At 55.4% G+C, this 25,511-nt stretch carries 15 protein-coding genes; 5 read left to right on the forward strand and 10 right to left on the reverse strand.

Features of this window, described 5'->3' with window-relative positions; translation table 11 throughout:
* Window positions 1-51 precede the first annotated feature (51 nt).
* Window positions 52-666 (reverse strand): GNAT family N-acetyltransferase, encoded by a 615-nt coding sequence (locus ABEA08_RS08605; RefSeq protein WP_345334888.1) that lies wholly within the window; start codon window positions 664-666, stop codon window positions 52-54.
* A 287-nt stretch (window positions 667-953) separates the two neighbouring features.
* Window positions 954-2,912 (reverse strand): acetate--CoA ligase, encoded by a 1,959-nt coding sequence (acs, locus tag ABEA08_RS08610; protein WP_345334889.1) that lies wholly within the window; start codon window positions 2,910-2,912, stop codon window positions 954-956.
* Window positions 2,913-3,083: 171 nt separating this feature from the next.
* On the opposite strand from acs, the gene ABEA08_RS08615 reads away from it, so the two are divergent.
* The 4 genes from ABEA08_RS08615 to ABEA08_RS08630 all read left to right on the forward strand — a co-directional run bounded on the left by ABEA08_RS08615 (window position 3,084) and on the right by ABEA08_RS08630 (window position 14,077).
* Window positions 3,084-6,488: a PAS domain-containing hybrid sensor histidine kinase/response regulator gene (locus tag ABEA08_RS08615; RefSeq protein ID WP_345334890.1), complete on the forward strand. Its 3,405-nt coding sequence runs from the start codon at window positions 3,084-3,086 to the stop codon at window positions 6,486-6,488.
* 291 nt (window positions 6,489-6,779) lie between these two features.
* Entirely contained in the window at window positions 6,780-8,303 is a 1,524-nt protein-coding gene (locus ABEA08_RS08620) for a sulfatase-like hydrolase/transferase (RefSeq protein ID WP_345334891.1), read from the forward strand.
* Window positions 8,304-9,510: 1,207 nt separating this feature from the next.
* Window positions 9,511-12,261, forward strand: a complete 2,751-nt coding sequence (locus ABEA08_RS08625; protein ID WP_345334892.1) for a TonB-dependent receptor — start codon at window positions 9,511-9,513, stop codon at window positions 12,259-12,261.
* Between the two features lie 16 nt (window positions 12,262-12,277).
* Window positions 12,278-14,077 carry an alkaline phosphatase PhoX gene (locus ABEA08_RS08630; RefSeq protein ID WP_345334893.1) on the forward strand — a complete coding sequence of 600 codons (1,800 nt, stop codon included), beginning with the start codon at window positions 12,278-12,280 and terminating at the stop codon, window positions 14,075-14,077.
* A gap of 311 nt (window positions 14,078-14,388) precedes the next feature.
* Here ABEA08_RS08630 and ABEA08_RS08635 read toward each other — a convergent pair whose 3' ends face one another.
* The 8 genes from ABEA08_RS08635 to ppsR all read right to left on the reverse strand — a co-directional run bounded on the left by ABEA08_RS08635 (window position 14,389) and on the right by ppsR (window position 22,987).
* The gene (locus tag ABEA08_RS08635; RefSeq protein WP_345334917.1) at window positions 14,389-15,459 is read right to left on the reverse strand and encodes a GGDEF domain-containing protein; all 1,071 of its coding nucleotides are present in this window, start codon (window positions 15,457-15,459) and stop codon (window positions 14,389-14,391) included.
* Window positions 15,460-15,711: 252 nt separating this feature from the next.
* Entirely contained in the window at window positions 15,712-16,152 is a 441-nt protein-coding gene (locus ABEA08_RS08640; RefSeq protein ID WP_345334894.1) for a YidB family protein, read from the reverse strand.
* A 253-nt stretch (window positions 16,153-16,405) separates the two neighbouring features.
* Window positions 16,406-16,900 (reverse strand): MOSC domain-containing protein, encoded by a 495-nt coding sequence (locus ABEA08_RS08645; RefSeq protein WP_345334895.1) that lies wholly within the window; start codon window positions 16,898-16,900, stop codon window positions 16,406-16,408.
* A gap of 66 nt (window positions 16,901-16,966) precedes the next feature.
* Window positions 16,967-18,499 carry an MFS transporter gene (locus ABEA08_RS08650; RefSeq protein ID WP_345334896.1) on the reverse strand — a complete coding sequence of 511 codons (1,533 nt, stop codon included), beginning with the start codon at window positions 18,497-18,499 and terminating at the stop codon, window positions 16,967-16,969.
* Between the two features lie 203 nt (window positions 18,500-18,702).
* Window positions 18,703-20,103: a hypothetical protein gene (locus ABEA08_RS08655; protein ID WP_345334897.1), complete on the reverse strand. Its 1,401-nt coding sequence runs from the start codon at window positions 20,101-20,103 to the stop codon at window positions 18,703-18,705.
* A 74-nt stretch (window positions 20,104-20,177) separates the two neighbouring features.
* Complete coding sequence (locus ABEA08_RS08660) at window positions 20,178-20,828, reverse strand: response regulator (protein ID WP_345334898.1); 651 nt, start codon at window positions 20,826-20,828, stop codon at window positions 20,178-20,180.
* Between the two features lie 119 nt (window positions 20,829-20,947).
* A complete protein-coding gene (locus ABEA08_RS08665; RefSeq protein WP_345334899.1) occupies window positions 20,948-22,015 on the reverse strand; it encodes a 3-deoxy-7-phosphoheptulonate synthase in 1,068 nt (355 codons plus the stop codon).
* A 159-nt stretch (window positions 22,016-22,174) separates the two neighbouring features.
* Window positions 22,175-22,987 carry a posphoenolpyruvate synthetase regulatory kinase/phosphorylase PpsR gene (gene ppsR / locus ABEA08_RS08670; RefSeq protein WP_345334900.1) on the reverse strand — a complete coding sequence of 271 codons (813 nt, stop codon included), beginning with the start codon at window positions 22,985-22,987 and terminating at the stop codon, window positions 22,175-22,177.
* A gap of 140 nt (window positions 22,988-23,127) precedes the next feature.
* Between ppsR and ppsA the strand changes: the two genes are divergently transcribed.
* A complete protein-coding gene (gene ppsA, locus ABEA08_RS08675; protein ID WP_345334901.1) occupies window positions 23,128-25,503 on the forward strand; it encodes a phosphoenolpyruvate synthase in 2,376 nt (791 codons plus the stop codon).
* The last annotated feature ends 8 nt before the right edge of the window (window positions 25,504-25,511 follow it).

Raw genomic sequence — 25,511 nt, forward strand, 5'->3', positions numbered from 1 at the left:
CGAGTGATGTTAGCAACTTGTCGTGAGCATAAACACGGAGGGGGTTGACGATCAGGCCTCTATGCCCTGGTGCATCGGACTGAGCGTGGCATGGTGGCTGGCATTGTCCTGGCACGGCGACTGATGGATATCTAAGGTGACGGTGAATTCGCCGTCGTCGTAGATCAACTCGGTCGGGTAGCCTAGGCCCTTGAGCAGTTTTAACATGGGGGTGTTGGCGCTGTGGACTAAGGCGATCACCTTGTTGATCCCCCAGGCCCGGCCAGTATTGATCAGTTCATCCACCAGCAGCCGGCCGAGTCCCCGCTTTTGCAGGTCATCCACCACCAGGCAGGACAGCTCTGCCACGTCAGAGCTGGCATTACCGCGGATCAAGCGGCCTGCTGCCCCGAGGCGCTGCTCTGGGCCCCAGAGTGCGACTAATGCCAGGTGCGTGGTGAAGTCCACGTCGGTATAGCGGGTTATATACTCCAGGCTGGGTTGCTGGATCACCCGAAAGAAGCGCATATAGAGGGTGTGCTGAGAGAGGGTGGGGTAGATCTCATGCATCTCATACTTGTCATCGGGCTGAATGGCCCGGATCACCACTGGCGCGCCATAGCGCGTTTGCGTGTTGTAGTACAGTCGGGCTACGTCTTGGCTGGTTAGCGCGGGGGCGGCCTGCATAGGTGATCTCCAAACAGCTTCACAGCCAGTATAGCGAGTGTTTTGAGATCCTTAACAGGAGATTGGACTCAATTTGTTGGGCGCGGTGGATCTTTCTACTGAAAGGGGGCAGGGCAGCGGCGTCACGGCTCTATTGAGTTGAGAAACGGCTCGGTGTTTTTGGCGCTGGGCTGTGTGCTCACGGTTGCAATGACGACGCGAGTCGGGCGGTATGGGCGGGATCTCACTGGGCTTTTTGCAGACGAAAGCGCCCGCACGATGCGGGCGCTTGGGGGGCGGCCTTTGGCCTAATCGGTGGCGCGGTTGAGGCGGGTGCCGATCAGATCATCCAGCACGGAGGGATCGGCCAGGGTGCTGGCGTCGCCCAGAGCGGAGACTTCATCGGCGGCGATCTTGCGTAGGAAGCGACGCATGATCTTACCGGAGCGGGTTTTGGGTAAGCCCGGGGCCCATTGCACCAGATCCGGCGAGGCGAGCGCGCCGATCTCGGAGCGAACCCAGTGGCGCAGTTGCTGGCGTAACTCTTCGGTCTGCTCGATGCCTTGATTCAGGGTGACGTAGGCATAGATCCCTTGTCCTTTGATGTCGTGAGGGTAGCCGACAACGGCCGCCTCGGCGACAGACTCATGGGCAACGAGGGCGGATTCGATCTCGGCGGTGCCGAGGCGGTGACCGGAGACATTGATCACGTCATCGACCCGGCCGGTGATCCAGTAGTAGCCGTCCTCATCCCGCTTGGCGCCATCACCGGTGAAGTACATGCCGCGGAAGGTCTTGAAGTAGGTCAGGACGAAGCGATCGTGATCGCCATAGACTGAGCGCATCTGTCCGGGCCAGGAGTCGAGCATCACCAGGTTGCCTTCGCCCGCGCCTTCGATCAGGTTGCCCATGTTATCCACCAGGGCTGGTTGTACGCCAAAGAAGGGACGACTGGCACTGCCGGGTTTGAGATCGGTTGCGCCGGGCAGTGGCGTGATCAGGCAGCCCCCGGTTTCGGTTTGCCACCAGGTATCGACAATGGGGCACTGCTCTTTACCCACCACTTCGTGGTACCAGCGCCAGGCTTCGGGGTTGATGGGTTCGCCGACCGACCCCATGATCCGCAAGCTGCTGCCATCCATGTCATTGAAGTGCTCCTTACCCTGGGCCATTAATGCGCGGATCAGGGTGGGGGCGGTATACAGAATATTGACCTTATGACGGTCGATCATCTCAGGCAAACGGGCCGGGCTCGGGTAGTTTGGGACTCCTTCGTGCATTAGCACGGTGGCGCCGTTGGCCAGTGGGCCGTAGACCATGTAGGTGTGGCCGGTGATCCAGCCGACATCGGCGGTGCACCAGTAGACTTCGTTGTCTCGGTAATCGAACACGTACTCGTGAGTCATGGCGGCATACACCATGTAACCGCCGGTGGTATGCAGCACGCCTTTGGGTTGACCGGTTGAGCCTGAGGTGTAAAGGATGAACAGGGGATCTTCCGCGTTCATCTCACGCGCCTCGCAGTGTTCGGAGGCGACGGAGATCAGATCGTGCCACCAGATATCGCGTCCGGACTCATAGTTGACGGCGTCGTTGCCGGTGCGCTTGAACATGATCACCTTCTCGACGGTGGTGACGTCGGGGTGTTGCAGTGCCATGTCAATGTTGTCTTTGAGCGGGATGATCCGCCCGCCGCGGATCCCCTCATCGGCGGTGATCACCACCTTGGAGCGGCCATCGTTGATCCGACTGGCGATGGAGTCCGGCGAAAAGCCACCGAAGATCACCGAGTGAACCGCGCCGATCCGGGCGCAGGCCAGCATGGCGATGGCGGCTTCTGGCACCATCGGCATATAGATGGTGACGACGTCGCCGCGGCGAACGCCTTGGCTGCGCAGCGCATTGGCGAACTTGCAGACTTCGGCGTGCAACTCGCGGTAGGTCAGGGTACGTTGATCCGAGGCGTCGTCGCCTTCCCAGAGGATGGCGGTTTGATCGCCGCGTTGCTCCAAATGACGGTCAAGACAGTTATAGCTGGCGTTGAGAGTGCCGTCGTAGAACCACTTAATGTAGAGGTTGTGATCGTCAAAGGAGACCTTGCGGATCTTGCTGAAGTCTTTGAACCAGCTGATCCGTTGTCCATGCTCGCGCCAGAACCCTTCCGGATTGACGATGGACTCTTGGTACATCTTTTTATATTGCTCGTCGTTGATCTTGGCGGATCCCGCCAATTCCGGGCTCACTGGATACAGAGACTGGGTACTCATTCGTATTTCCCTTTCCTTGCGAATGGTGTCCTGCAAGTTTTTCAGTCACCGCCAATTCCAACCATTAGACCATCGTCTAGTCGGGCCTTTCGGCCCAAAGTGGCGAGAAGGTTTGCGTGGGCAGGCTTTGCTGGCACACTGGCGCTACGGAATTTTTGCCAGTGATCGGCCATGCTCTCTTCTTACACGGTTTTAACTATCTCCCTGTTGTATATCACCTTACTGTTTCTTGTCGCCTGGGGTGGTGATCGTTTTATGGGGCGGATAACCGGTCGCGCAGCGGTGTGGATCTATGGGTTATCGCTGGCAGTGTATTGTTCGAGCTGGAGTGTGTTGGGCACCGTGGGGCAGGCGGCGACCTCACCCTGGGCGTTTTTGCCGATCTACATCGGTCCTATCCTGCTGTTCACTGTCGGGTTTGGTTTTGTCCGTAAGCTGGTGACCGTTGCCAGAGCGCAGAGCATCACCTCCGTCGCGGACTTTATTGCGGCCCGGTACGGTAAGTCGCAGTTGCTGGCCAGTCTGGTCACTCTGATCGCAACCTTGGGGCTGATGCCGTACATGGCGCTGCAGCTCAAAGCATCCGTCGTCGCACTGGCGCTGTTTCAGGGCGGGGAGCAGTGGGATGAGAACGTCCTGGCGCTGATCATCACGGTGACACTGGTGCTGTTCGCTATCTTGTTTGGCACCCGGAAACTCGATGCGACCGAGCACAATCCGGGTATGATCCTGGCGGTGGCGTTTGAGTCCATCGTCAAGTTGGTGGCCTTCGTCTTGGTCGGCGTTGTGATGGTGTTTGGCCTGTTTGATGGGCCGATGGATGTTCTGGCGCAAGCGCGCGCGATGAACGTGGCCCCGTCGATGCGGTTGGATCTGGTGGAGATCGCCCCGGAGATCGTGATCTCGATGGCGGCCTTTGTCTGTCTGCCACGGATCTTTCATGTCATGGTGGTGGAGTGCCAGAACACGGAGCATATTGATCGCGCCCGTTGGATCCTGCCGGTGTACCTGCTGCTTATCTCGCTGTTCGTGGTGCCTTTGGCACTGAGCGGTCGAGTGTTGCTGGGCGACTCGGTGGCGCCGGATACCTATGTGATCAACCTGCCGTTGGCCATCGAGGCGGATTGGCTCGCGGTCGTGGCGTTGCTCGGCACGATCTCGGCGGCCAGCTCGATGGTGATCGTCGCCGTGGTGACGGTTTCGATCATGATCAGCAACGAGTGGCTGGTGCCCATGATGTTGCGCGCAGGCAAGATCAAGGGCAAGAATTTTGATCAGTTTTCGTCTCGCTTGCTCAACGCGCGCCGGGTGATCATCGTCGTGCTGTTGCTGGCCGCGTTTGGCGCGTATCAAACCATCGGTCATGACGATTCGTTAGCGCGGATCGGCATGTTGGCCTTCGGCGCGTTTGCGCAGCTGGCCCCGGGTCTCGTCGGTGCACTGTATTGGAAGCAAGGCCATCGCAATGGGGTGCTGGCAGGGCTGCTGGTTGGATTCGGTGGCTGGTGCTTTGTGATGCTCAAGCCGATGCTGGGTTTGTCTGGCGGCGACTTTGTCTTGCTCGGGCTGGAGCAGGATATGAGCCAGCTGTTACTGGCGCTGCTGCTCAATGGGCTGACCTTTGTTGGGGGGTCGCTGCTGTCTCACTCGTCGGTCAGTGAGCGGATCCAAGCGTCGGCTTTTACCATGCAGCCGGGGCGCAGTCGCGGTGAGCAGCGCCGCCATGGCAGTGTCAGTCAACAGGATCTGCTGTTGCTGGCCAGTCGCTTTGTTGGCCCAGGCCGAGCCTATCAAACCTTTGCCCGTGACTTTCCCAGTGCCATTGCGCGGGAGACCTGGAATCGCCCTGCCGAGCCGCGAATGGTGGAGTATACCGAGCGGCTGATCGCCTCGGTGTTGGGGGCCTCCTCTGCGGCGACGGTGCTCGACAGTGTGATGCAGGGCCGGGATCTGGCATTGGATGAGGTGTTTTCTCTGGTGGATGAGGCCAGTGCCAAGATCCTGTTGAGTCAGGATCAGATGCGCGGCGCCATTGAGCATGCCTTCGAGGGGATCAGTGTGGTGGATGCGCAGTTGGATCTGGTGGCGTGGAATCGGCGTTATGAAGAGTTGTTTGATTATCCTGAAGGCTTCCTAAAAACCGGTATGCCGGTGGCGGAGATCATCCGTTATAACGCGGGGTTAGGTCGCTGTGGTGCGGGATCAGTGAGCGACCATGTTGATAAGCGGGTGAATTTCATGCTGGCGGGATCGCCCCACACCTCGGAGCGGCGACGCAGCGATGGCCGGGTGATCCGTATGCGGGGCAATCCCATGCCCGGCGGCGGATTTGTCATGACCTTTTCGGACATCACCGATTTTCGGGCCCAGGAGCAGGCCTTGCAACACGCCAATGAGACGCTAGAGGCACGGGTGGCCGAGCGGACCTCTGAGTTGGCGGCGCTGAACGCTCGCTTGCTGGAGGCGAAAGCCGCGGAGGAGCGAGCGAACCATTCTAAGACCCGGTTTTTGGCGGCGGTCGGGCATGATCTGATGCAACCGTTGAACGCCGCGCGATTGTTTACCGCATCCTTGATGCAAGGCTCACAGCTTACGGGTGAGGATCGCAATACCGTGGCGCATATATCTGGCTCTTTGAAGGGCGCGGGGGAGATGCTGTCGGATCTGTTGGATATCTCAAAGCTTGAGGCGGGGACCATGGGGGTCAATCGTCGACCGATTAACCTAAAAACGGTGTTGGATCCGCTGATGGTGGAGTTTAGCGCCATGGCGGCCAATAAAGGCTTGGGCTTTCGCTATCGATTGCTCGATCACACCCTGGATACGGATCCCAACCTGCTTAGGCGCATCGTGCAGAACTTCTTGACCAATGCACTGCGCTATACCGACGCCGGTGGGATCTTGCTGGCGTGCCGCCAGCGTGGTCAATCGGTTGAGATGCAGATCTACGATACCGGCTGCGGGATCGCCCAGACCGATGTTAAGGAGATCTTTAAAGAGTTCCGCCAGCTCAATACCGATACGGAGCGGGTAGGGTTAGGGCTCGGCTTGGCGATCGCCGATAAGATCGCCACTGTGTTGGCTCATCCGCTCAATGTTCGCTCTGAACTGGGTCGGGGCTCGATGTTTTCGGTGATGGTGCCGATCGCGACGCAACAGGTTAAGGCCGTGGGATTGGCGCAGTTAACCGCACGTTCGGCGCCGCTCAAAGGCGTTAAGGTGCTATGCATCGATAATGAAGATGCCATCTTAGCGGGATTAGAAAGTCTGCTGACACGATGGCAGTGTCAAGTGGTGACCGCAAAAGACGTGGGGGAAGCGCGGATCCAACTTGGCCTCAAAGGCTTTGCGCCGGATATCATTCTGGCCGACTATCACCTGGATTATGGCAAGACGGGCTTGGCTGCGATGGAGAAGTTGCGGGAGCTGTATGGACCCGAGTTGCCGGGGATCTTGATCACCGCAGATACGCGCAAGGAGTTGATGGAGGAGGTGGAGTCAAAAGGATTTGGCTTTATGGCCAAAATGGTGCGTCCGGCGGCGTTGCGGGCGATGATCTCAGCGATGCTGAAGTAGTCCGACCTTTCCCGCGATTGACACCGGTGCGGGTCATTGACACAGGGTAGACGAGCAAAGCTTACGCCATCAGCCCAAGGCGCAAGCTTTGCGTCGCTTTAACTCTGCCGGCTTGAATCCGACTGGAGAAGTGGAGATAGTCTTGGGGGCGCATTCGGCGCAGTGGATCGCCCCAGTGCCGTGTTAGTCATTGGTGGTGATCTGTTGCGGATGAGATGTGAATAACAAAAACAACAAAGGAAGGGCAGAGTCACCTGTGCTTTCGCTCTTCATGCAGAAAGGAAAAATTTTATGTCGTTCCCTCAGTGGCAGCTACCCGTGCTGTCCTCCGCGATCGCACTGGGCCTAACCGCTTGTGTCCCTTCTACGTCACTGGATCAGCCCGAAGAGGTTCGGCGGCCCAATGTCGTTCTACTGTTCTCCGATGATCTGGGTTACGCGGATACCGGCTTTCAAAACCAAAGCCAAGACGTAGAGACGCCCAATCTGGATCGCTTGGCAGCAAGCGGTGTGGTGTTTTCAGCGGGCTATGTTACCGGCACGGTTTGCGGCCCATCCAGAGCGGGATTAATGACGGGACGGTACCAACAACGATTTGGGTACCATGAGAATACGGCCCCCTACTCGCGGGATCCCAACACACCGGTTGGATTGGAGCTGAGTGTCCCTACGTTTGCCAACTACCTGCAGGATGCGGGTTATCGCACTGGTATGGTGGGGAAGTGGCATGACTCACCGGATGAGGGCTATTGGCCTCATCAGCGCGGTTTTGACGAGCACTTTGGTTTTAACAACGGGGCGTCATCCTACTACGTCGGACCGATGAACGATCACAAGCTGGAATACAAAAAGGAGGCCGCGACCTACCGCAATGGGGTGCCGGCAGCCCCCTTTGACCAGTACCTGACCGATAAGTTTGGTGACGAAGCGGTCGACTACATTGCCCGCAATAAGGAGGACGCATTCTTCCTCTATGTTGCCTTCAACGCGATCCACGCGCCGATGGAGCCGAAGCAGAGCGATATGGCGCGCTTCGCCCATATCGAGGATGAAAGTCGTCGTAAAGCGGTCGCCATGAACTACAACATGGATGAAAACATCGGCAAGATCCTGGACAAGCTCGACGCCGAAGGGCTCATGGAAGACACCATCATCTTCTTCCTATCGGATAATGGCGGCAAGCTTAACGATAACCACTCGCTCAATACCCCGTTGCGAGGAGAGAAAGGCAGCTTTTGGGAAGGGGGGATCCGGATCCCATTTACCGTGGCTTGGAACGGCACCATCCCCGCTGGTCAGACGATCGACGAACCGGTGATCTCGTTAGATATTCTGACCACGTCATTGGCTGCGGCTGGCGTAGCGCAACGGGATGATTGGCAGTTAGAAGGACAAAACCTACTGCCATTGTTGACCGGGGCTCGTGACCGGCTCGATGACCGTTTTCTGTTTTGGGCTAACTCTCGAGGCTGGGCGGTGCGAGACCGTAATTGGAAATTGCACGTTGTAGATCAGCGCCAAAAGGGTGATCAGGTCCTTTTGTTCGATCTGCAGCAAGACATGGCAGAGCAGCATGAGTTGAGCGGTCAATATTCAGAGCAAGTGGCGCGATTACAAGCGGCATACCGAGATTGGGACACAGATAACGAACGGCCTCGCTGGGGGCGCAACCGTAAGGAATTCCCTTACTATAATGGTCACCACAGTCACGAAGAGCGCCGCGCCCGTGCGCCGGAGTTGATTGAACAGGAGAAACAAACGAATGAGGTACAGCGCGAAATGGCGCGCAAGATCATCGATTCGAGTAACTTCTGATCGTCAATATGACTGTTTCATTAAGCCCGCACCTGCGGGCTTTTTTCGATCGGTTCGCCGCTATCAATGGGTATCAAACTCAACCCTACCAAGGGGGGCCGGTCTGCGAGTACTGCGTCTGTGGAGCGGTCCAAGCGGGCGTTGGCTTAACCTGCCGGTGTGCAACACTACAGCGGCTAGGTTTCTTCGAACGTTGACCCAAGCTGCCCGTTAACGCGGTGAAACTCTTGCTGTGGGCGCCAGTGCTCAACTGTGCGGTTGCATTTGCGCCATCTGCTGATAAACAAAATCATCTGTCAGTGCCGGTCTGTTTGCTTTGATGAGGGGGCTTGGTACCGAGGACGAAAATATTCGCGTCTTTGCGCTAGTGAATTTATTTTTGCTAATTAACAGGTGGCGTTGCATTTAAATCTCAAGGGCGACGACATTATTTCTTGGCAGGTAATCGTGAAAGAGTGCTGAGGCCGTTCCGCTTTTAGGGTGTGGTTCATCTGGGTGTATCCACGATGAAGTTCAAACCATTAGATGTGCTTTAGGGGAAACCGGTTATCCATTGCTGAGCGGACAGACTGTAACGCCAGTTTAAGCACCATCTCATTAATGCTGACCCTGTCACAAACGGCGCTCAGGTCACGTAAGCAACACCTTGCCGTGAATGGTTGTTTAGTGTCAAGAATGTAATCCAATAACTTACCTTGGTGAGTTAATATTGGTTGGGGGTGGGTGGTGCGCCCCGTATGTTCTCGCTCGCGCTTGTAACTTTACTACAGAAGCGCCCAAATAAAGTCTGTTCAAAATATAACTTTCATTATAAATCAGTGACTTGCGTCAATGTGATTTTCGTTCATTTTGTTATTGTAAAAATACTGGAATTTCCCTTCTTAACTCTTTACGGTTGCCATCTGACTAAAAGAATTCTGTGCAAGGAGTTGGGCAGAATGCGAATGGAATACACTTTCGTGTCGAATGTAATTTTGGTCAAGTTTCGTCAAGTTATGTCAGTTTGTTATTGCGGTGTCGAGGAGTGGCAGTAGCAAATCAAACTGGAGTGATGGCGAAGGGCTAAATCGACTCAATAGAGGTTGATGCCGTTTATTTGTTGCTTGGGTAGAGCACTGTTGTTGGAAGAGGTTGTTTGATGAAGTTCCCCATTCCTAGAGTTACGCGTGTTGCTGCATGTGTAACCCTTTTACTTTCCGGAAATCAGTTGGTCTTCGCAGAGGAGATCGAGACTGTCGAAGAAGACATCGAAGTCATTCGAGTTAGTGGTACGCGTGCCAGTTTGAGTGATGCACTGAACGAAAAGCGTTTTAGCGACGCTCAGGTTGATGTGATCGCGGCAGAAGATATTGGCGTCATGCCGGACATGGATATTGGTGATTCGCTTGAGCGGGTTGCCGGTGTTCAGATCCAGCGCAGCGATGATGGCACGGCTCGCGAAGTGAATATCCGAGGCATGTCCGGTAGCTTCGCGAAAACACTGTATAACGGCCGTACCATCACCACACCGCTGAACACCAACCGCAGTTTCTCGTTTGACATCATGCCGTCGGCCTTCCTGTCCCGTGCAACGGTTCAGAAGACCACCTCGGCGGATCTGGCGGAAGGCGGGATCTCCGGTACGGTCAACATGGTCAGCCATCGCGCGTTGAACCGTAAAGGCAACCACACGTCAGTGGGGTTACGAACCCAGTATCGCGAGATCAATGACAAGTTCGATCCGGATCTGACCTTGATCCACACCCGCCACCTGATTGAAGATAAATTGGGCATGGCGTTCGGGGTGAACTACAACCAGTCCAATAACTGGACTCAGCAAAATAACTCCGGTGCCGCCGGTACGGGCCGGTTTGATATCTCCGCCCCTGGTGAAGACACCTTCTATGCTTGGGGACCAAACCAGATCCGTAATCAGGCCGTGCACAATGATCGTGAGCGTGGCTCGGTGTTTGCCAACCTTGATTATCAGGTAACCGATAATTTCAATGTTCTGGCGGAAACCCTATACACCCGTTACAACCGGACCGCGAACCAAGCGCGTCAGGTGTTTAACATCACCAACAAAGATTTTGACTACGATCACGACTGGGAAGGGGTGTCGATCGATGACAACATCTACCTGTCGAAGTTCCGGATCACCGATGCCGAGCATCAGGTGGATGCGACTCCGATCGCACGGGAAGCGGAGATCTTCCTTAATACGTTGGATCTGAAATACGAAGTGGGCGACTGGACCGTCAAAGGTGGTGTCAGTGTATCCCGTTCTAACGAAACCAACACCAACGTCGCGTTGCGCAGTTACACCCATAATCTGGATGCCGAAGGCAGTCCTCAGGGTCTGGACATGTCGTTTGATGGCACCCTGGGTGGCCCTTGGGGACTGACTTATCATACGCCGGGTGGTGCGGACTTCCTGATGAACGAAGCCAACTATGGTCTGTGGGATCCCGATCTTAATAGCGTTAAAGGGATCCAGCTCGCTGGTGGGCAGTTAGGCAGTACTCAGGAGATGAACGCCACGGCGCTAAATTTCGACGTGACCTACGATGCGTACATGGACTTTGGCCTGCTTAGCCTGGATAAGATCCACTTCGGTGCTTCGTACAGCAAAGACGAAAATATCGAGATGAAGCACAACCTGCGCAGTGCGTTGTCTCATGATCAGCTCGAAGGCTTGCTGGCGACCAAAGGTTTCAGCATGAAGGACATCCAGTTTAATCCGGTCAACCCGGGTAATGGCGGTTGGTTCCCAGGTCACAGCTACGCGGATACCTATAGCTTCTTGGTACCCAATACCGCTTGGCTGTTGGATAACTTTTCCGTTGATGACATTCGTCAGTACGGCAGTACGGTGACCAATAATAATGGTGACGCGTTGTACCGTGGTGGGGTTGAAACCTCACTGCTTGAGGATTCCTGGGCGGCGTACGTCCGTGGTGATTTCTCCTTGGGTTACAACATTCGCGGTAACGTCGGCGTTCGCTTCGTTCAAACCGATCAGCGCGTGTTTGGCTATGGTGCGGATCTTGAGCAAGGTCTGATCGTGGATAATAACGGTGAACTGGTGTTGCGCTCCGATGACGACATGTTTATCGAGCGGGAGCATGACTACTGGTATGTGTTGCCAAGTTTGAACGTCATGTACTCCATGACCGATGACATGATCATGCGCTTTGGCTGGGGCCGAGCCATGACCCGACCGGACGTCAATGACATCAGCCTTAACACCAATTTTAACTTTAACGATGGCGATCCGACCCTGCGTACCGCTGATCCGTATCTGATGCCCTTCACCTCGGACAACCTGGATCTGAGCTGGGAGTGGTATTACACCCCGGAGAGTATCTTCAGCGTGGCCTATTTCCGTAAGGATTTGGATAGCCTGGTTGAGACCGTCGAGCAGAACTATCAGATGGCGGTGTATGACAGCGCTGGCAACTGGTTGCGGGATCAAGATGTGAATTTGATCGGTAAGAGTAACGCCGAAGGCGTGGTGCTACAGGGCGTGGAAACCTCTTGGAACCAGCCGTTCTCCATGTTGCCTGGCTTCTTGGCGAACACCGGGATCAGTGCTAACTATACCCTGACGGATAACTCCAACCCGGAGATCCTGACCGCAGCGTCTAAGCACAGCTTTAACAACACCTTGTACTACAGCACACGTAAATATGATGTGCGGGTGAGCTACACCTATCGCAGTGGCAAACTCAAAGACATCTTTGAAGAGTGGACCGACGGCAACAACTTCAATCAGACCCACAAACCGGCGACGTACAACGACGTTCAAGAACGCCTGACCATCGCGGCGTCTTACCGTCCGACGCGCGGCATGCGGCTGTCACTGTCCTGCTCGAACGTTACCAATGCGGGCAACTTGACCTACACCGATGGCGGTATCAGCCGCGCGTACAACGAAAACCAGCGCGTGTTTACCGCCGGTCTGAACATGAGCTTCTAAGCGGAAGGAAAACAGAATGAACAAGAACAAAATTTCCTTATTGGCCGTTGCGGTAGCATTGGGTCTGACCGGTTGTTGGCAAAAAGAGATCGACCGCGCTCCACCGTCGTCGAAGCCAGAAAAACCGGAATATGAGTTGCCGGCGCGTCAGGGTGAATTGATGCGTCTGGCGACGGCTCCTATCGCCGGGCAGGTCACTGGCATGGTGGTTCGCGACGACAGCTTGCTGATGAACGTGAAGCATCCAAACTCGAATGCAACGGGTGAGGTACCGATCACCGCGGGCGTTATCACGCAATTCGCAAATTTGGATCTGCGCCAGATTGACGTTGACTTTGATAACTCCAGCTGGCCAACCACCGCCGGCGAACGTCAGACGTTGTGGAGTACCTTTGCGGGCTTAGAGATAATCGCTGAGGTTGCAGAGGATGGGCTGGGTGATATTCAGTACGTGGTTGATAAAGATGGCGAAGCTGAGCTTAGTGATGAGCTCGAGTCCAATGTTCTGCTGGTGGCGGATGACGGCACTCAGATCTTGTACACCGCTTGGGATGATAATCCTGGCGCCATCAGCCGCTTATTGCTCGATAAAAATGACCAAGTGCTGGACACTGAGTTGGTTGACTTATCAGGCGTAGCGGGTACCGCCGGTGTGCGCAAGGGTAACCTGACGCCTTGGGGTACGCCGTTGTTCGCCGAGCATGGCGCGACGGAAACGGGCTCGGAAGCACCGACGCTGACAGATTGGAATAAGCCGCTTGAGCAAGAAGACGCAGCGCTGCCTATTCGCTCAGAAAGCGACATTGCGGATCGTCTGGATGCCTATTTGGGCGAGGGTGAATTCCCCAACCCATATCGCTATGGCTACATGATGGAGCTGACCAACCCCGAGGGTGAGGTGAGCGTAGAGAAGCGCTTCGCAATGGGCCGTTTCGAGCATGACTCCGCGATGATCATGCCTAACGGCACCACGGTCTATCTGGGTCAGGGTGGCATTGGCGGGGTGTTGTATAAGTTTGAGGCAGACTCCGCCAATGAGCTGCGTTCCGGTACGCTGTACGCCGCCAAAGTTCATCAGGACATTCCATACAATCACCCATCGTTGGTGAGCTTCGATGTCGAGTGGATCGAGTTGGGCCGGGCCACTGATGCCGAAGTTGAAGGTTGGATCGCCGACTTTGATGGCATTGATATGGATGACTATGTCGAAGGCCAGTCCAGCTACCTGACCAACGCAGATGTCTTGGCTTGGTCTGTTGGGGCCAGTCATTATCCATCAGTGGCAGAGGGCGGAAACCCGACTACTGCAGGGCTTGCTATGGATGACCGGGTGGTGTTCCTTGAGACCCGTCAAGCCGCGAAGTTCCTCGGTGCCTCGGCAGAATGGAGCAACATGTCGGGCCTGACGTTCAATACTGAGCGTGCGGCTCAAGCGCAATACGGCAGCTCTGCGTTGGATGAGGATGTGACGCAAGCCTACGCCTACTTCGCCATTCCGACCCTGTCTCACCAGATGGTGTGGGCGTTCGGTGACATTCAGTTGACTACGGATACGGGTTACTGTGGCATGGTTTATCGTATGCCGATCGACGATAACTTCGAGATCAACCGCATCGAGCCGGCGCTGTTTGGCGACAAGAAATACCCGGATCATAACGAAGCGAATGGTCGCTGTCATCGCGATAGCCCGGCTCAGCCAAGTGAGCTGGTGGTGATGGACGACGGTCGTGTGCTGGTGGCAGAGGAGTTTACTGCGCTGAACCAAGGCGGGCACCAGAACGCTGCAGTTTGGTTGTACGACCCGTATAAAGAGTAAAGCTTACTTCCAATAAGCGGTATCGCGTGTAAGGCGTTACCCGCTGCAAGGAAAGTGTAAGCGAACGAAGACCAATAGCTAAGTCCGAAGTCAGTCACTGACTTCGGACTTTTTTTATGGAGTTTTTGACGCTCGCTTGAGTCGTCTTACCGAGTATTTTGCTGGGTGTTGGTGCACAAACCTTCTTTGCTCAAGGTGAGGTTTGACTCCGATCTAGGCTTGGTTCCAGCTAGCCGTGATCGATGTCGGCGCAGTTTTCAGCTCGGGGGCCGCTGTGATGGCTCTGATTTGGCTCTGACTTGGCCTTTAGGTTATGCCGCAGTCGCTGTTAGTGCAGACGGTCCTGCGACCACACAGTTTCTTCCTGTGGCTTTGGCTTGATATAGGCGCTGATCGGCGTTGTGATAGAGCGCTTGCAGGTAGGAACCATCCAGAGGCCAGTGGGCGATCCCAATACTGAGTGTGACCGGAATGGTGTGCTCGCGCGTGATGCAGGGCGAGCGTTGCAGGCATCCGCGCAGAGATTCAGCGACCTTAACCGCACCGGATCGACTGGTGGCGGGGAGGATCAGGCAAAACTCCTCACCACCCACTCGAAAGGCCCAGTCGGAGTGACGAATGCTTCGACGGATCACACTGGCGACGTGGACTAAGACCTGATCGCCGTTCATATGACCGAATTGGTCGTTAATCGCTTTGAAATGGTCCAGATCCAATAGCAACAAAGAGAAGCTGCTCTCTGGCGCTCCCTTGTCTTGCAACTGGTCGACGACCTTGGTGAGGTGCAACCGATTGAGCAACCCGGTGAGTGGGTCCTTAGCAGCAAGCTCCTGCAACTGCTCTTTCATCTTCTGGCGCTTGAATTCATAGATGTGGATGATCCCCCAGACCGTCAGGGTACATAGCGCAATGTTGGCGACGTAGGCAGCATTCATATTCTCGAACGATCGCGCCTGCCAAGCGAACAATGTAAGACCGATGCTTAAGAAAAAAAGGGTAAATTGCAGGCCGCAGGTTCTTCCTAACAACAGATAGCTTAGGGTGGGGATCAGCATTAGCCAGCACCAAGCCACTTGTGATGATGTCGCATCAATGGTCTCGAGTAAGATCAATGTAAACACTAGGCTAAGAATGCGCTTGGCCCAGCATTTGAGATTTGCGGTGGTTCGGATGATCGGAAAGAGAACGGCGCAGAGCAGAGCCAGAGAGTATGCCACTCCCGCAGTTAATGGCCGGTTGTTGACTAGCAAAAGTGTGCCCAAGCCGATAGCGACACAAGCGGTTAATGTCAGTAGCAGCTGCATCATTAACCTGCGGTATTGTCGATCATCCGACCACTCAGGGGGGAGTCCATTCATGATGAGCCTTCTCGTCAGTAGCATGTCCCTAACCCTCGTTCTGCTGTAGGCGGACAAAATGTGTGTGTACTAGGGGAGCTAATGAGTAAAACGGCTTAATGCGGGATGAGGGCTCATTTAATGAGCATCTTTACAACATCTTTTACAGGGAATTGGCAGATAGCCTGTTTGACGATGGGCAGTGGTGGTAATGATGGATGTTTTGCTGAACACCGATGGTTTTGGCCATAGGTGTTCAGCAGTATGCTTTCACGAGTTTTGCATTTGGGCGCTGAGTTATGAGCGGCCAAAGAGTTTTGAGATGGCGCCGAGGATCCCGGATGGACCGGCATCCGAGCCCAACAGACTGCCGCCCTGACTGGCTTTATCCAGGATGGTCGGTAACACGGTACTAAGCCCCTGCTGGGCTTCTTCCTGCTCAATGCCCAACTGTTGAGCAAACCCGGATAGCTGGTCGCTGGAGAAGAGCTGACTGAGCTGCTCACTGTCGATAGGCTGGTTGTCGCCGTCCCCGAGCCAGGACATGGCGATCTCCGCTAAGCCTGCACCATTGAGACCCGCGACAAGACCAGCCAGATCTATGCCGTTGCCGTCGGGATCGCCGCCTAATAATTGCGAAAGAGCTGCGACGACCTGATTTTGTCCCAGTCCGGCGGTTTTATCGTTGGTTTGGCTAAACAGTTGCGCGCCTAGTTTGATGATCTCGTTAAGATCCATGAGCCTGCTCCCCCAGTGGGTTGTGATATGGCGTTGAACAAGCGTAGTTGATTTGCTGGGTGATACGTAATGGCGTTATATTCGTGAGCAATCCAAGCTGAGCAATCGCTGCGGTCTGGCCGAGGGATGATTTGGCACGTTATCCTGAACAGTAAATGCACTTAGCGTGCATTAGAGCGACTATCTAGTCTGATGCCACTGGCCAACAACGGCGCTGTAAGTCCGGCGTGACCCCGGCTGGCTTTCGTGCAAATTATGCTCGAGGGGGGAGAGCGACCACCTTATCACCGATCTGGATCCGATCTGTGCTGAGCACCTTGGCGCACAGGCCGCCATGTCCGCGCATGGCATTGAAACCACCCGGCCCAAGCGCCTTTTCCATCCGGCTGCAAGGTGCACAGAGGCTGGTGCCTTCGAGCTCGGCGGTGCCGATCTGAAACCGACGCCCTTTGAGAGCCAGTAGGTTGATCCCGGCGACGACCAGATTGCGCCGCAGGATCTCCGGAGGGATCATTCCCTTGCCACACAGGGCGGCGATCACCGGCAGGTGCTCGGCTTGGATCAGGGTGATCTGACGAGGGCTGCCCGCTCGAGCGTGAAAGTGATCGCCCTGCAAGCCTTGGCCGGCGAGCAACTGCGCGTGGCTTAGATGGTGCATCGGGGCAGCGCGCTCAGGCCGGATCCCGATCCATTCGAGCGTACCTTGCTGGGGTAGGGTGTTCATTGTGTTTTGCAGGGGTGAGGGCATGACGTACCTCCTCCCCAAGCATAGGCGATCCCTCGCTGGGATCGCCGTGAGCGTGGGTGCTCGGGATCACTGCTGTGTTTGCAGACCTTTGAGCCAATGGCCATAGAGTATGATCCCTAAGGCTGAAAAGCTGCCAATGGCGGCGATCAGATACCAGGCAAAACCGATGTTATGCAAGTCATACAGGATCTGCGTCAGGTGGCTGGCGCTTTCGCCGGTAACGCTGACGAGGGTGGTGAAGGCTTCCCCTTGCGGGATGGCATCTATCGCCTGAACGGACATACCTTCACTGGACAACATTTGGCGGGAGAACACCTCTTTTGAGGCGTACATCTCATACAAGCGTGGCCCCCAATAGCCCTCCAATCCCCAGCCAATGCCTTGGGGCAGCATGACGAAGCCGAGGTACATGGCCTTCTTGCCTACAGGCGCAATGTTGCCCATAAATTCGTTCTTCTTTGGGCTGATCATCATCTCGCCGAGGCTAAACAGGGCGATGGCGAACACCATGGCCCAGGCGAAATTGGAGCTGCCGATCACCACAAAGGCGGCGATACTGGCAAGCGCTCCGGCAACCATGGCGGTGGTGATGCGGAATCTGGCGGTGAGGGCGGCGATCAGGAAGCAACTGGTCATGATCATCCCCGCATTGAGGTTGAGCATCCCTTCGGGCATTACCTTGGTGCCGCTGTTATCCAGCCCTAACCAGAATTGGGCGAAGCCGTTTTGGGTGCCATCCGGGCCAAACAGGTCGCGCACAATGACGCTGGTGTCGACCCACTCAGCGATGTGGACCGGTAGGACATCGAACAGCGCATTAAACAGGAACCAGAAGCCGGAAAATACGATCATGTACCAAAAGACGATCGGCTTTTTCAATTCATGCCAGGCATCTCTCCATAGCGCTTCTTGCTCGATCTCACCGCTGCGGATCTTGGCTTGGCGTTCAAGTCGTGCTTGTTTGCCGGGCTCTTTGTAGGCCAGCAGCAGGATAAAGTTGAGCGAGATGATCGCCGCACAGGCGTAGAAGACGTTTTCCCACGCCAATTGGCGCAGATGAACCGCCATCAGAGGGCCAAGGAAACCGCCGATGTTCACCGTTTGATAGAAGATCCCCCAAGCCATTGAGGCGTTCTCTTTTTGGGTGGAGAGCACCAAGGTTCCCTGGATCCCTGGTTTGAAGATCCCGGTGCCGGTGGCCAGCAAAACGGCGCCCGCCATAAAGCCCTCAAACGAGGGGTAGAGGGCCATCACCAGATAACCGGCTATTTTGATCACCGTTGAGGCAAAGATGGTTTCCTTGTAGCCAACCCTATCTGAGATCCCGCCGGTAAACACGGGGACGAAGGTTTGCAGCAACGCCCAGACCATCAAGATGATGCCGAAGTCGCCCATGGTGATTCCCAGCCCCCCGGCAGAAGCCGGCGCTCTGGCATACAGTGCGGCGGAGCTTTTTACACCGTAATAGGCGAGGCGTTCGATCAACTCCATGCCACCGACCAGCCAAAATACGTAGCTGAGGCTGGCGATGGAGGCCCAAAGGCCAAATTGTTTCACTTCCGTGAGATCGTTGTCGGTTTGTGTGGTTTGTGTGGTCATCCTGAACCGCTTTGTTGTTATTTTTGGGTTGCTGCATGGTACCCAATTGCTAACGTATTGGAAAAGGCTAGATGTGCTTTTGCGGCCAAACCGTTGGCAGGGATCCTGTGCGGCGCCATTCGAATGCCGATCTTATCCGCCCTAAGCGGGGGCTTTTCGGTGTTGTCAGGGGCGATTGCGCTGTCGACAGCGCGTATCGACCGCTAGAACAGCGTAATGTCGGCCTGATAAAGCTCGGCGCTGTCGTGATCTCCATCGAAGTAGGTCTCGATGGTTCCGTTGGCCTGCTCAATATTGATTTGATCCAGCAGATCGAACGCGTCGGGAAACGCAGCCAATGTCTGGGCGCGGGTCATTTTCAGCCCAGCCGCGTTTATCATCTGGCTAAACACGTCGGTGGCCTCACCCCCATGGAACATGGCGGGCACCAGAGTCAGTTGTGTCAATGCTCCCTCTTCGAAGCCGACGATGGCATTTTGGCCAAGGATACAGCGCTGTTTACCGTTTTTAGAGTGAAGCGCATAGGCGTTGGGAAAGGCTTGATTGAAGCGTGCGAGCGACAGCGGGGGCTGGCCAGAGATGATCTGCGCAACTAGGGCACCATACTCCGGACTGGTGAGGGACATTGGGGCCTGCTCCGTGGGGGGCTGCTGCTCGAACGCAAAACCGGTAAGTTGTCGCGTGGGCCGGTCTTTGGAGTGCTGATGGAAGGTTTCAAATTTTAGCGTTAAGCGGTAGTGGGGCAGTTCGATGTGCGCCTGAGCAGCGTCGCTGTCGAACTGCAGCTCAGAGAGGTGTTGCTGGGCTTGCTCCCACTGGAGCCGGAGCAGATCGACGCCCTGAAATTGCCAGTCCGCTTCACTCAGCTGAGGGTGGGCGTCTATCAGATTGAGGGTGCTGACTTTTACGGGGGCGGGATCGGTGTTGATCTGAACGAGACGGTCCTGCTCAAACGTAAGCCAGTAACGGCGGCCATACCCCCAGAGATGGTGCTCATCCTCAAGCGGGATCTTCATACTGGGCTGGCCAAGATGTTCGAGCACTTGCTGGCGCGATGCGCCGGGTAAGACGCCAAGGAGCCCTTGTGAGAGCTCAAGTCTACCGTCGAAGTTAAGTAAGGCGTCGGGCGTCGTGGGCAAGGCCTTTGCCGGTGTGGCGAGGATGATTTTCCGGGTATTGGCCAATACGCGCCTGCCCTGTGCATTGAGCGGGGTCGGATTGGATGAAAGGCTCGCGTTGTCCTGGCAAAAACGGACGGCTTTGGCTGCGAGTTGCAGGGTCAGCGTGGGCTTACTATAGCGCCGCCTAATTGATTTAGGCCCGGCGTCTATCTCATGTCGAGATTCCCGAACCAGGGCACTGTTGAGATAGAAAGCGTCAAAGCCGAGTGCGTCCGTTTGCGCCTGAAGCTCAATGACAGCTTGGTTAAACTCCGGTAAACGGTGAAGCTCTGTCTGTGCCGCATCCCCGGCCAGTGTTTGGCTTTGATGTAGGTCGATAATCTCTTGTTGGCATACCGGGAGAAATTCCAATAAGGGCGTGGCGTGGCCGGTGAAGGCACACAGCGAGAGAAGCAGCGTCGCTGCTCGACTTTTTAACATCATCAACGATCCTTGTTGATTGCGTGTGTTTTGATGCGTGTTGCTCAGTGCGCAATGAGCGCTGCGCCAGGCCGAAGCTACAACGCTTTCTTTTCCATTTCGAGTCCCTGCAGGGCGATCACCGCTTGGGTTCGATTGCGCACGCCGAGCTTGCGGAAGATGGCGGTGGCATGGGCTTTGATGGTGGCTTCTGAGACGCCCAGATCGTAGGCTATCTGCTTATTGAGCATGCCTTCGGCAAACATCTGCAGCACTCGGTATTGCTGCGGGGTGAGCTCGGACAACCGACTGCCAATGTCATCCACTTCGGCTTCGGGTTCGGCCAGGGCGAGCATATCGCTCGGCAGGTAGGTATCGCCGTCCAGCACCACTTGGATCGCTTCGGCCAACTGATCCGGATCGGATGATTTGGGAATAAAGCCCTGACAGTCATAGCTGAGTGCTTTGTGGATGGTTTGTGGATCTTCATGGGCCGAGATCACCACCACGGGCACGGCAGGAAAGTGGCTGCGCAGGTGGATCAGGGTGGAGTAACCGTGACTGCCCGGCATCTCCAGATCCAGCAGGACCAGATCGGGTTGGGTGGCGTTCAGCAGGGCTTCTAAGCTGGCGGCACTGTCGGCTTCCAGCCATTGGGCGTCGATCCGACCGGCCAGTGCCTGACGTAGTGCATTGCGAAACAACGGGTGATCGTCGGCGATGACGATACGTAGTGGGACTGCATCCATGTCGAAAGTTAGCCTGTATCTGCTGTTGTATTAGGTACTTGCCGTTAGCCTACTGTAAGAGAAAATGGACTGTGATAAAAGTCACCCCGGCAAATTGCCGGGGTGTGATATTGATCGCGCTAGCTGGAGGCCGCATTTCGCCGGGCCCGGCTGGCCTGCGCCAGCAGACGCAGCAATTGCTCGGAGTCGTCCCAGTTGAGGCAGGCGTCGGTGATGCTCTGGCCGAAGGTGAGCGGCTTGCCGGGTTCAACTTTCTGATTGCCTTCCACTAGGAAGCTTTCTGCCATGATGCCTGCAATGGCGTGGCCGTGCGGCGCCAACATCTGCGCGGCCACGTCCTTGGCCACGTCCAGCTGACGTTTGTGCTGCTTGAGGCTGTTGCCATGGGAAAAGTCGATCACAACTCGTGGGATCACGCCAAAGCTGGCCAAGGCATCGTGGGCGGCGACCACGTGTTCTGCCTCGTAGTTGGGGCCTTTACCGCCCCGCAAGATCACATGACCAAAGGGGTTGCCATGGGTGCGGTACACACTCATTTGACCATCTTTATCCGGTGAGTAGAAGATGTGGGGCTCACGAGAGGCGCGCACTGCATCGATGGCGATCTGCATATTGCCATCGGTCCCGTTCTTAAAGCCGACCGGGCAGGATAACGCCGAGGCCATCTCACGGTGGACCTGAGACTCGGTGGTGCGTGCGCCAATGGCGCCCCAGGTGATCAGATCGGAGATGTATTGCCCGTTGACCATATCGAGGAACTCGGTGGCGATGGGTAACTTGAGCTCGGTGATCTTAACCAGCAACTCGCGGGCAAGGCACAGGCCTTTATTGGCGCTGAAGCTGCCGTCCAGATCCGGATCGGAGATCAGGCCTTTCCAACCGACGATGGTGCGCGGCTTTTCAAAGTAGACGCGCATCACGATCAATAGATCGTCTTTGAGCTCCTGGTGCAGTTTCGCCAGTTTTTCGGCGTAGGCGATGGCCGCGTCGGTATCGTGGATGGAGCAGGGGCCGATGATCACTAATAGGCGTTGATCTTCGCCACTGATGATCGCCTCGACCTGACGGCGCGCCTGGATCAGGGCCGCGGCGCCGTCATCACTGAGCGGGTATTGCGCTGCCAATTCGGCAGGAGAGATCACCTTAGACAAAAGGGTGGTTCTGAGTTCGTCTGTTTTTATAGTCATGCGCTTCCATCAAGGCGGATCTGGCCGCGGCGTCGCGGGAAATTGGCAAAGTATACCGAATTTCCTGTGAGTTGGAGTGGCCTCAAAGCTTCGATAAGGGCGATTTTGCTATAAATATGTGCAGTTGAATGCCGAAGTGGGCTCCGGCGTTTGGTAACTTCAGAACATTTTACGTTCGATGCCGGTCTGCGACAGGATCTTGGTGGCGATCTCTTCAACCGAATGGAAGGTGGTATTGATGTAGGGGATCCGCTCTTTACGAAACATTAATTCTACTTCTTTGACCTCCATTCGGCACTGCCGGAGCGAAGCGTAGGTGCTGCCTTGCAGGCGTTGATTGCGGATCTCATGCAGTCGTTTGGGATCGATGGTTAGGCCGAAGATCTTCTTCTTATATTTCTTCAATTCGGCGGGCAGTTTGAGGTTGTCCATGTCTTCAGCAATGAAGGGATAGTTAGCGGCTTTGATGCCAAATTGCATTGAGAGATACAGGCTGGACGGGGTTTTGCCGCAGCGGGAGACCCCAACCAGAATGATATCCGCCTTTTCGAGGTTCTTTAGGGTAATGCCGTCGTCATTTTCCATGGCGTAGTGGATCGCGTCGATCCGATCGGCATAGGCATCGTTGTCGATGGAGTGGGTGCGGTGAATGCGGGGATCGGCTTTCACCCCCAGTTGGTGTTCCAGCGGTGCGACGAAGGTGTTAAGGAAATCGTAGTCCAAGGCCTCGGACGAATAGATGATATCCCGGATCTCAGAATTAACAATTGAGTGAAAAACCAGGGGGCGTTCGCCTGTAGTAATAAAACTATCATTGATCCGCCGTTTTACCTCTTTAGCCTTGGTCGTTGTTTCGACAAAAGGGATGGTCATCTGTTCAAAATCTATCGGAAACTGGGATAAAACTGCGTGCCCAAACACCTCTGCGGTGATGGCAGTACCATCGGAAATAAAGAACACTTTTCGACCCATTATTGACCTCTTGTTGTAATTAAATTACACAATATTTAACGATTTACGCGTTTGTGAGAGGCAGTGTAAGATGACCTCGCCCCGCAAGGAAGGGGTCATTTAATGGTGTGGTAAAAACCCGAGGTTAAGAGGAAAGAGCTGTGACCCAATACGTACTCTGGTACCAAGAACTTGGCATGGATGATGTCAACCGTGTGGGCGGAAAGAACGCTTCACTGGGGGAGATGATCAGTAACCTGGCAAACGCAGGTGTGCAGGTCCCCGGCGGCTTTGCCACCACCTCTGACGCCTTTAACGAATTTCTTGAGCAGAGCGGTCTGAATGAAAAGATCTATGCGGTGCTCGACACACTCGATGTTGATGACATCGGCGCGTTGACCGAAGCGGGAGAGAACATTCGCCAGTGGATCATTGACACGCCCTTCACGCCGGAGCTGAATGCAGCGGTCGACACTGCCTATGCCGAGCTGGCGCAGGACGGCGGCGATGAGGTGTCGTTTGCGGTGCGCTCCTCCGCAACGGCCGAAGATATGCCTGATGCCTCCTTCGCCGGTCAGCAGGAGACCTTCCTTAACGTGCGTGGGATCGAGGCCGTTAAGCTGGCTATCCATCATGTCTTCGCTTCGTTGTTTAACGATCGTGCCATCTCCTATCGTGTCCACCAGGGTTATGATCACCGCGGCGTCGCTCTGTCGGCCGGCGTTCAACGTATGGTGCGCTCCGATAAGTCTTCATCAGGGGTGATGTTCTCCATTGATACCGAGTCGGGTTTCGAAGATGTGGTGTTTGTGACCTCAGCCTACGGTTTGGGCGAGATGGTGGTGCAAGGGGCCGTGAACCCGGATGAGTTCTACGTCCATAAGCCCACCTTGGCGCAGGGATTCAAGTCCATTGTACGTCGTAACTTGGGCTCCAAGCTGATCCAGATGGTTTACTCCAATGATGAGAGCCATGGTAAGCAGGTGGAGATCATCGATGTACCTGCAGAGCAAAGTAACCGCTTTTCTATCACCGATGATGAGGTCGCGGAGCTGGCTAAGCAGGCTGTGATCATCGAGAAACACTATGGCCGCCCTATGGATATCGAGTGGGCTAAAGATGGCTTAGACGGCAAGCTCTACATCGTACAAGCACGGCCTGAGACTGTCCGCTCCAATGAAGATGCGCAGGTTATCGAACGCTACACCCTTAACGGTCAGGGCGAGGTGCTCAGCGAGGGGCGTGCGATTGGTCATAAGATCGGTGCCGGTAAAGCCAAGGTGCTCGACTCGATTGAAGATATGGACATGATCCAGCCTGGTGACGTGCTGGTGACGGATATGACCGATCCCGATTGGGAGCCGATCATGAAGCGGGCGTCCGCGATTGTCACTAACCGGGGAGGCCGCACCTGTCACGCGGCTATCATTGCGCGTGAATTGGGGATCCCTGCAGTTGTTGGCTGTGGCGATGCCACCACCAAAATCACCAATGATGATCCCATCACTGTGTCTTGTGCCGAAGGGGACACCGGATTTATCTATCAGGGTGAGCTGGATTTTGAGGTTAATCAATCCCGGGTTGATTTGCTGCCTGATCTGCCGATGAAGATCATGATGAACGTCGGTAACCCGGATCGGGCGTTTGATTTTGCCCGCTTGCCCAATGCGGGGATCGGCTTGGCAAGGCTTGAGTTTATCATCAATCGGATGATCGGCGTGCACCCTAAGGCGTTGCTGAACCTAAGTGATCAGGATAGCGATGTGCAGGAAGAGATCGCCGAGTTGATGGCCGGTTATGATGATCCCAAGGAGTTCTACATCACGCGTTTGTGTGAGGGGATCTCCACGCTGGCAGCATCGGTATATCCACAACGGATCATCGTTCGTATGTCCGACTTTAAGTCAAATGAGTACGCCAATCTGGTTGGCGGCGATCGCTACGAGCCGGAAGAGGAAAACCCGATGTTGGGTTTCCGTGGTGCATCACGCTATATCGACGACAGCTTCCGAGATTGTTTCGCCTTAGAGTGTGAAGCGGTCAAACGGGTGCGAGGTGAGATGGGCCTGACCAATGTGGAGATCATGATCCCCTTCGTGCGCACTGTGGGTGAAGCCAAAGGGGTGATTGAGGAGTTGGCCAGCAATGGTCTGGAGCGGGGTAAGGATGGTCTGTTGGTGCAGATGATGTGCGAGTTGCCCTCGAATGCCTTGCTGGCGGACCAGTTCTTGGATCATTTTGATGGTTTCTCCATTGGTTCAAATGATATGACTCAGCTGGCGCTAGGGCTGGACCGGGATTCAGGGATCATCAGTCACCTGTTTGATGAGCGCGACGAAGCGGTTAAAGCTTTGCTGTCCATGGCCATTAAGGCGTGTAAGGCGCGAGGGCGCTATGTCGGGATCTGCGGTCAGGGTCCATCCGATCATGAAGACTTTGCTCAGTGGTTGGCAGAGGAGGGGATCGACTCGGTGTCCCTCAACCCGGATACCGTGGTTGATACCTGGTTATATCTGGGGAAAAAGCTGAACAAATAAGTTCGCCG

The sequence above is a fragment of the Ferrimonas pelagia genome, assembly GCF_039543565.1.
GTDB lineage: Bacteria > Pseudomonadota > Gammaproteobacteria > Enterobacterales > Shewanellaceae > Ferrimonas > Ferrimonas pelagia.